The following is a 7,843-nucleotide window of genomic DNA, read 5'->3' on the forward strand; positions in this document are numbered from 1 at the left end:
GCGGGCGTGGCCTGCTGCGTGGCGATGGCGATGCCGCAGGTGCACATCGTGGCCTACTGCAGCGACCTCGGCTTCGGCGCCGCGCGCGGCGCGCAGATGCTCTCGCTGATGCTGGCCTTCGGCGTGGTGAGTCGGCTGGTGTCGGGCGCCATCTGCGACCGCATCGGCGGGCTGCGCACGCTGCTGCTCGGCGGCGCGCTGCAGTGCGTGGCGCTGCTGCTGTTCCTGCCCTTCGACGGCCTGGTGCCGCTGTACGTGGTGTCGGCGCTGTTCGGCCTGTTCCAGGGCGGCATCGTGCCCTCGTACGCGATCATCGTGCGCGAGCACTTCCCGGCCTCCGAGGCGGGCGCGCGCGTGGGCACGGTGCTGATGTTCACGCTGTTCGGCATGGCGCTCGGCGGCTGGATGTCGGGCAAGGTGTTCGACCTCACGGGCAGCTACCACGCGGCCTTCCTCAACGGCATCGCCTGGAACCTGGTCAACGTCTCGATCGCGGCCTTCCTGCTCTACCGCGTCATGGGGCGCGGGCGCCGCGTCGCGCCGGCCTGAGCCACCGGCCGGGCGGCTGGAGGCGGCAGAGTATATTCAAGCCACAATCCCACCGAGCCGATCCCGATGCCCGCCTCCAAGCCCACCGCCCGCCGCCCCGACGTTCGCCCGCGCGCGCGCCGTGCCGCCCATGCGGAACCGGCGCTGAAGGAAGAGGCGCAGGGCGCGCGCGCCGACACGCTGACCGACCAGGTCTACCAGCGGCTGCGCCAGTCGCTGATGACCGGCGCGCTGCTGCCCGAGCAGGTGCTGACCGTGCGCGGCGTGGCCGAGAGCCAGGGCGTGAGCCTGACGCCGGTGCGCGAGGCGGTGCAGCGGCTGGTGGTGGAGCACGGGCTCGAGGTGGTCAACGGCCGCACCATCCGCGTGCCGCGCCTCGACGTCGAGACCTACCGCGAGATCCTCAAGATCCGCATGGAGCTCGAATGCCTGGCGGCCAAGGAGGCCGCGCCGCGCATCTCGAACGACGAGATCGAGCGTCTCGACGGCGTGGTGCAGGCGCACCTGGCGGCCATCCAGGCCGGCGACGCGCACCGCACGCTGCTCGAAAACACTGAATTCCATCTCTCGATATATCGAGCCTCGGGCCAGGCCATCCTGATCCGCATCATCGAGAGCCTGTGGCTGCGCGTCGGCCCCACGCTGAACCTGCTGTTCCCGCAGTACTGCGGCAGTCTCACGGGCCACGAGACGCATCTGACCGCGATGGACGCGCTGCGCCGGCGTGACGGCGACGCGCTCGGGCAGGCGATGCGCGACGACCTGACGCACGGCTCGCGCTACCTGATCCGGCTGCTCAAGCCCTGAAAAAACGGCTGGCGCGGGTTTTTGCGTAGACAGAATATATTCTGATCGCCTAAAGTGCGGCCCAAGGCCTCGTTGCCGGGGCTCCAGTTCCTTCGTCTGTTCGAAGAAAGGCCGTCGCATGAAGTTGAATCTCTCCCGCCGCGAGTTCCACCTGGCCAGCGCCCACATGCTGCTGGCCTCTTCCGCCGGCTCGCTGCTGCTCGGGGCCTCGGGCCCGGCCGCCGCGCAGGCGCGCTCGGTCAAGCTCGGCACCTTCGGCGCCATCGATGCGCAGAACTACATCCGCGCGAAGAACATGGCGGCCAAGACCTTCGGCGCCGGCACCAGCGCCGACTTCGTGACCGTGCGCGCGGGCTCCGAGGTGATCGCGGCCATGGCCGGCGGCAGCCTCGACATGTGCAACATCGGCTCCAGCCCGATGATGGTCGGCTACGCCAACGGGCTGAAGGCCTCGATGGTCTACGTCTACAAGAACATCGTCGACAGCGAATGCCTGGTGGTGCAGGGCAACTCGGGCATCACCACGGTGGCGGGGCTCAAGGGCAAGAAGATCGGCCTGCCGTTCAACACCTCGGTGCACTTCGCCGCGGTGGCGGCGCTCAAGACCGCGGGCATCGGGCTGGCGGACGTGCAGCTCATCAACATGCGCGCCGACCAGATCGCCTCGGCCTGGCAGCGCCGCGAGATCGATGCCAGCTACATCTGGGTGCCGGTGCTGCCGCGCCTGACCGAGGACGGCGGCAAGATCATCTTCAAGACCGGCGACCTCAACAAGAACAACCTGCTGATCTTCGACGGCCTGCTGGTGCGCGACGAGTTCAAGCAGAAGTCGCCCGACCTGGTGCTGGCCTTCCTCAAGGACTACGAGCAGATCGCGCGCACCTTCAAGCAGGAGCCGAAGGAAGTGGTCGAGACCATGACCAAATTCCTCAACGTCGACGAGGCCGCGGTGATGCGCTCGCTCAACACCTTCTACCCGGTGCCCGCGCGCGAGCAGTTGCAGAGCCACTGGATGGGCAAGCCCGGCGAGAAGGACACGGGCGTGCTCAAGACCTTGCAGACGCAGGCGCAGTTCCTCCTGGAGTCGGCGCAGATCTCGGCCATGCCGAAGGACCTGAGCGGGCTCGTCGATTCGAGCTTCGTCGCCAAGATGGCCGCCTGAGGCCATGGGACTGCCACCGCAGCAGGCGGGCACGCCCAAGGTCCGTTTCGAGGAAGTCTCCAAGCGCTTCGGCGACGGCCCCGACGCGGTGCAGGCGCTGGAGCCGATCACGCTCGACATCGCCGAGGGCGCCTTCACCTGCCTGCTCGGCCCCTCGGGCTGCGGCAAGAGCACGTTGCTGAACATCCTCGCGGGCTTCGAGCAGCCCACGGCCGGCCGCGTGCTGATGGACGGCCAGCCGGTGCGCGGCCCCGATCCGCGCCGCGGCGTGGTGTTCCAGCAGGGCGCGCTGTTCACCTGGATGCGCGTGATCGAGAACGTGGCCTTCGGGCCGCTGGCCACGGGCAAGTCGGCCGCCGAGGCGACGCGCATCGCCTCGCAGTACCTCGAGATGGTCGGCCTCACGAGCTTTGCGAGGCGCTATCCCTACGAGCTCTCGGGCGGCATGCAGCAGCGCGTGGGCATCGCGCGCGCGCTCGCCAACTCGCCCGAGATCCTGCTGATGGACGAGCCCTTCGCCGCGCTCGACGCGCAGACGCGCGAGCTGCTGCAGGAGGAGATCAAGCGCATCTGGCACGAGACGCGCAAGACCGTGCTGTGGATCACCCACAGCATCGACGAGGCGCTGTTCCTCGCCACCGAGATCGTCGTGATGTCGGCGCGGCCCGGGCGCATCAAGGCGAAGTTCCACCCAGGCTTCGCGCAGAGCGACGACCCGGCCGTGGTGGCGAGCGCCGAGTTCGCGCGCATGAAGGCCGAGATCTTCGGCCTGCTGCGCGAGGAGGCGCTGGCCGCGCAGCACCAGGAGGCCCAGCGATGAGCGCCGCACCGAACCGGCCGAACGGCGCCCGCGGCCGCGCGCGCTGGATCAACCTCGGCTCCTTCGCCGCGCTGTTCGTGCTGTGGCTGCTGATCACCGTGCCGATCGTCGGCGACCAGCCGCTGGTCGCGCCGCTGTTCCTGCCTTCGCCGATGTCGGTGTGGAACACCTTCCTCCAGCTCATGCAGAACGGCTACCAGGGCAAGACGCTCGCGCACCACCTGGGCATCAGCCTGTTCCGCTTCGGCGTGGCCTTCGGGCTCACGGTGCTGGTGGCGGTGCCGCTGGGGCTGTGGATGGGCATGAACGAGACCGTGAAGGCGCTGCTCGATCCGCCGATCGAGATCACGCGGCCGATGCCCAAGCTCGCGCTGCTGCCGCTCTTGATCATCTGGTTCGGCATCGGCGAGGTCTCGAAGATCGTGATCATCGTGCTCGCGCTGTTCCCGATCCTCTCGATCAGCGCCATGCAGGCGGTGCGCGCGGTGGGCCGGCGCAAGGTGCAGGCCGCGATGGCGCTCGGTGCCTCGCGCGCCATGATCTTCCGGCGCGTGATCTTCCCGGCCAGCCTGCCGGGCATCTTCACCGGCATCCGCGTGAGCATCGGCCTGGGCGTGACCATGCTGGTGGGCGCCGAGATGATCGCCACCAACGCGGGCATCGCCTACATGGCGATGTCGGCCTCCGACTTCCTGCTCACCAACGTCGTGATCGTCGGCGCGCTGATCATGGCGATCCTCGGCTACCTGCTCGACCTGCTGGCGCGGGCGCTCGAAAACAAGGTCGTCCACTGGGGCGGCAAGGAAGGATGAAGCGACCATGGCACTGACACTCCCCGAGCAAGGCGCGTCCTGGCCCGAGCTGCAGCGGCGGCTCGAGGAGGCCGGCCGCGGCGACGCCGACTGGCGCAACGGCCGCGTGCCGATGTTCATCCACTACGCGGGCGAGGACGTGCTCGAGGTGGCCAAGCAGGCCTACCTGATGTACTTCTCCGAGAACGGCCTGGGTCCGCGCGCCTTCGCGAGCCTCGCGACCTTCGAGCGCGAGGTGGTGGAGATGGGCCTCGCATTGCTGCACGGCGGCCCCGAGGCGCGCGGCGCCATGACCACCGGCGGCACCGAGAGCATCTTCCTCGCGGTCAAGTGCGCGCGCGACCGCGCGCTGGCGCGGCGCCCCGGCATGGCCAAGCCCGAAATCCTGATGCCGCAGAGCGCGCACCCGGCCTTCGACAAGGCCGCGCACTTCCTCGGCCTGGTGCCGGTGCGCACGCCGCTGGCGGCCGACTTCCGCGCCGACCCGGCGGCGATGCGCGCCGCCTTCACGCCCGACACCGCGATGGTGGTGGGCTCGGCGCCGGCCTTTCCGCACGGCGTGGTCGATCCCATTCCCGAGATCGCGGCGCTGGCGCGCGAGCACGGCTGCTGGATGCATGTGGATGCCTGCGTGGGCGGCTACTTCGCGCCGTTCGCGCGCGAGCTCGGCGCCGACATCCCCGACTTCGATTTCGCGGTCGAGGGCGTGACCTCGATCTCGGCCGACCTGCACAAGTATGGCTACACCGCCAAGGGCGCCTCGACCCTGTTCTTCGCCGATCCCGAGGCCTTCGCGCTGATGGGCTACTACTTCGACGACTGGCCGCGCGGCCAGTACTTCACCCACACGCTGGTGGGCACGCGCGCGGGCGGCGCCATCGCCGCGGCCTGGGCGGTGATGAACTACCTGGGCCATGCGGGCTACCTGCGCGTGACCGAGCGCGTGCTCGCGACGCGGCGCGCGATGCAGCAAGGCCTCGATGCGCTGGGCCTGCCCACGCTGGGCCGGCCCGAGCTGTCGATCTTCGCCTTCGGCTCGCCCGAACGCGACATGGGCGCCATCGGTCGCGGCCTCGGCGCGCGCGGCTGGACCGTGGGCTACGTGAAGAACCCCGACGGCATCCACCACATGCTGAACCTCACGCACGAGCCGGTGGTGGGGCAGTACCTGGGCGACGTGGCGGCGGTGCTGGAGGATCCGGCGACCTTGGCGAGCGGCGCGGCGAGCGCGGTGAAGGCGCAGTACTGAGCCGCCCCCGGTTCAGATGTTCGTGCTCGACGGAATCCGGCTCGGCAGCAGGTGCTCGTAAGGCCGCGAGCGCGTCGTGTTGCGCTGCCTGATCGTCGCCTCGATGCCCGCCAGCGCCGCGCGGAAGCGCTCGAGCGGCCCGCCCTGGCCCGCGATCGCGGGATCGATCAGCACCGGCAGGTGCGGAAACGCGTTGTCCTTGTACTCGCCGAGCGGCCGGTAGTAGACGCCGCCGAGGATGTGGAACAGCAGGATCTGCTCCTGCGCCGCGAGCCGCGCGGGCAGCATCTGCGACCAGGTGGCCTCCGACTGGCCGGCCGTCGAGGCGGGCGCCGGCGTGCCGGCCATGCCCGCGCTGAAGGGCGCATAGGTCATCACCGAGAGCTGCGGGAAGTTCACGGCCGCATGCTGCGCGCTCGTGTTGAAGACGATGGCCGTGATCACGTCGGCCAGCCTGGCGCGCGTGGAAATCGCCGGCAGCCCCTTCACCTTGCCGTGGGTCGAGAGGTCGACGGCCCAGGCCTGCAGCTCGTGGTCGCCGCTCACGTCGGTGTCGCTGAGGTAGTAGGTCGCGACGTAGTCGCCCACCCATTGCGCGATCGCGTTCCACAGCAGCAGCGCGTCGTCGCGGTACGGGTACTCGGGCAGTTCGCCCGGGTTGTCGACGCCGCGCGCGCGCAGCTCGTCGGGCAGCATCAGGTTGGCCTGGAAGTCGTAGGCCAGGCGGTCGCGGCCGCACTCGCGCTGCAGGGTCTCGATCGGCGCCGCGAGGATGCCGTCGCCCGTGGTCAGCGGCGCCATGATGATCAGCGTGGCCGCCTCGTTGATGAACATCGCGCCCTCGAGGTGCGGCGACAGCAGGCGGCTCAGCGGATGCGCGGTCGCGAGCTGGCGCTGCGTGGCCATCGCGAAGGCCTCCGACATCAGGTGCGTGCGGCCCAGGTGCACGAACATCTCGTGGTAGTTGAAGTCCGCCACCTGCACCGTGGTCTTGGCCGACTGCCAGGCCCAGTAGGCCTCGGCGTTCGAGGCGTCGTCCACGCGCAGGAAGATCGGATGCTGCGCCGGGTTCTGGCCGCACTGGATGGCCACCGGCACCAACGAACGGCCCGCCCTGGGCCGCGCGAACAGCGCGACCGGCATGAAGACATAGGCGGTGCCGGTCAGCGGCTTGGTCACCGGGCCCGTGGGCGCCATGTCGCCCAGGCCTTCGTAGTCGAGCAGGTAGAGGCGGCCCTCGGCGGCCGCGTCGGCGAGGCTGTCGGCGTTGCCCATGGCCTGCCGGTACTGCGCGTCGGTCAGCGGGAACTTCGAGGGCAGCACGCTGGCCTTGCGGATCAGCATCGGGTTCGGGCCGGCCACGCGCATCCAGGCGAACAGCGCGTTGTCGCGGAAGACCTGCGCGATCGACGGCTTCTCGATGGTCGCGAACAGCGCGTCGTACTGCGCCACGGTGCGCGGCCCGCCGAGCAGGCCCTGCGTCATCAGGTCCTGGTGCACCTGGCGCAACTGGGTGGCGATATCGCCCGCGGTGCCGGTCAGCGTGCCCAGCAGCGCAAGCGCCGCGGCCGGCAGCGTGAGCAGGCCGGCGTTCTGCGACAGCAGCTGCGCGAAGCTCGCCTGCAGGGCCGCGAGCCGCGTACGCAGGTTGTCGAGCGTCTGCAGGCTGCCGCTGGCGATCGGGCTGGTGGCGAAGGAGGCCGCGAAGTTCACGGCCGCCTCGAGCGCGCGCGACAAGGTCAGCAACTGGTGCTCGAGCGCCGGCAGTTCGGCCGGCGGCACCACGGCGCCCATCGGCACGCCCGCGAGGTTGAGGTGCGATTCGGTCCAGAGGTAGGTGGCCTGCCGGCTCACGAGTTCGAGCCGGCGCAAGGTGGCGCTGATCGGATCGATCTTCTGCGGCAAGGTGGGCCTGGGCACCGGCAGCGCGGCCGAGGCGGTGGATGGCGCGCCGGCCAGCAGGCTGCCGAATCCGGCCGCGGTGCCGGCCGCGGCCGCGCCCTTGAGGAGTTCTCTGCGTTTCATCGCTGGTGTTCCCTGTTGTTGTCGTGCATCTGGAACATCGGCCGATGGTTCTCGCCCTGGCCGACAAAATCGAACGCTCGTTCTATTCGAGCCAGCGGATTCTGCGGACGAGGCATGACGCCCGCAATGCGGGTAGCTGCCTAGGGCGAAGGTTCGCATCCGGCGTGGCGAAAGCGCACGCCGGTCAGGTGCTGTTCAGCGTCTCAGGCCGTGTGCGGATGCCGTGCGCGCTCGTACAGCGTGCGCGCGAGCTCGCGGTGCCGCGCGAGCAGCGGCGGCAGTTCGAGATCGACGAAGCGGCCCTCGCGGATGCGCACCTGGCCGTCGATGATGCTGAGCGCGGCCGAGGCCGGCGTGCAGAACACCAGCGCCGCCACCGGGTCGTGCCATGCGCCCGCGTGCGACACGCCGCGCAGGTC

General features: G+C 69.9%; 7 protein-coding genes and 1 pseudogene. 6 read left to right on the forward strand and 2 right to left on the reverse strand.

Features of this window, described 5'->3' with window-relative positions; all coding sequences use genetic code 11:
• From AC27VN_RS25945 to AC27VN_RS25970, 6 genes are all read left to right on the forward strand, one after another.
• Positions 1 to 549 (forward strand): MFS transporter (locus AC27VN_RS25945; protein WP_490878389.1); only part of this gene is annotated, 549 nt, incomplete at its 5' end.
• A 66-nt stretch (positions 550 to 615) separates the two neighbouring features.
• Positions 616 to 1,356 carry a GntR family transcriptional regulator gene (locus AC27VN_RS25950; RefSeq protein WP_203204518.1) on the forward strand — a complete coding sequence of 247 codons (741 nt, stop codon included), beginning with the start codon at positions 616 to 618 and terminating at the stop codon, positions 1,354 to 1,356.
• 118 nt (positions 1,357 to 1,474) lie between these two features.
• Positions 1,475 to 2,518 (forward strand): taurine ABC transporter substrate-binding protein, encoded by a 1,044-nt coding sequence (locus AC27VN_RS25955; RefSeq protein ID WP_057593783.1) that lies wholly within the window; start codon positions 1,475 to 1,477, stop codon positions 2,516 to 2,518.
• A 4-nt stretch (positions 2,519 to 2,522) separates the two neighbouring features.
• Positions 2,523 to 3,338 carry an ABC transporter ATP-binding protein gene (locus tag AC27VN_RS25960; protein WP_490878390.1) on the forward strand — a complete coding sequence of 272 codons (816 nt, stop codon included), beginning with the start codon at positions 2,523 to 2,525 and terminating at the stop codon, positions 3,336 to 3,338.
• Positions 3,335 to 4,150 carry an ABC transporter permease gene (locus AC27VN_RS25965; protein WP_208512524.1) on the forward strand — a complete coding sequence of 272 codons (816 nt, stop codon included), beginning with the start codon at positions 3,335 to 3,337 and terminating at the stop codon, positions 4,148 to 4,150. The genes AC27VN_RS25960 and AC27VN_RS25965 overlap by 4 nt, the downstream gene beginning before the upstream one ends.
• A gap of 7 nt (positions 4,151 to 4,157) precedes the next feature.
• Complete coding sequence (locus AC27VN_RS25970) at positions 4,158 to 5,399, forward strand: pyridoxal phosphate-dependent decarboxylase family protein (RefSeq protein WP_490878391.1); 1,242 nt, start codon at positions 4,158 to 4,160, stop codon at positions 5,397 to 5,399.
• A gap of 12 nt (positions 5,400 to 5,411) precedes the next feature.
• On the opposite strand, the gene AC27VN_RS25975 is transcribed toward AC27VN_RS25970, so the two are convergent.
• Together AC27VN_RS25975 and AC27VN_RS25980 are read right to left on the reverse strand one after the other, a co-directional pair.
• Complete coding sequence (locus AC27VN_RS25975) at positions 5,412 to 7,424, reverse strand: lipoxygenase family protein (RefSeq protein ID WP_490878392.1); 2,013 nt, start codon at positions 7,422 to 7,424, stop codon at positions 5,412 to 5,414.
• Between the two features lie 203 nt (positions 7,425 to 7,627).
• Positions 7,628 to 7,843: pseudogene (locus tag AC27VN_RS25980) on the reverse strand (8-oxoguanine deaminase); the annotation flags it as partial.

The organism is Variovorax sp. 20P10.2.4, assembly GCF_058244205.1.

Bases quoted from the DNA above. Each gene is read 5' to 3' on its own strand.
- AC27VN_RS25970 (WP_490878391.1), top strand. From the start codon at position 4,158: ATGGCACTGACACTCCCCGAGCAAGGCGCGTCCTGGCCCGAGCTGCAG.
- AC27VN_RS25955 (WP_057593783.1), top strand. From the start codon at position 1,475: ATGAAGTTGAATCTCTCCCGCCGCGAGTTCCACCTGGCCAGCGCCCAC.
- AC27VN_RS25975 (WP_490878392.1), bottom strand. From the start codon at position 7,424: ATGAAACGCAGAGAACTCCTCAAGGGCGCGGCCGCGGCCGGCACCGCG.
- AC27VN_RS25965 (WP_208512524.1), top strand. From the start codon at position 3,335: ATGAGCGCCGCACCGAACCGGCCGAACGGCGCCCGCGGCCGCGCGCGC.
- AC27VN_RS25950 (WP_203204518.1), top strand. From the start codon at position 616: ATGCCCGCCTCCAAGCCCACCGCCCGCCGCCCCGACGTTCGCCCGCGC.
- AC27VN_RS25960 (WP_490878390.1), top strand. From the start codon at position 2,523: ATGGGACTGCCACCGCAGCAGGCGGGCACGCCCAAGGTCCGTTTCGAG.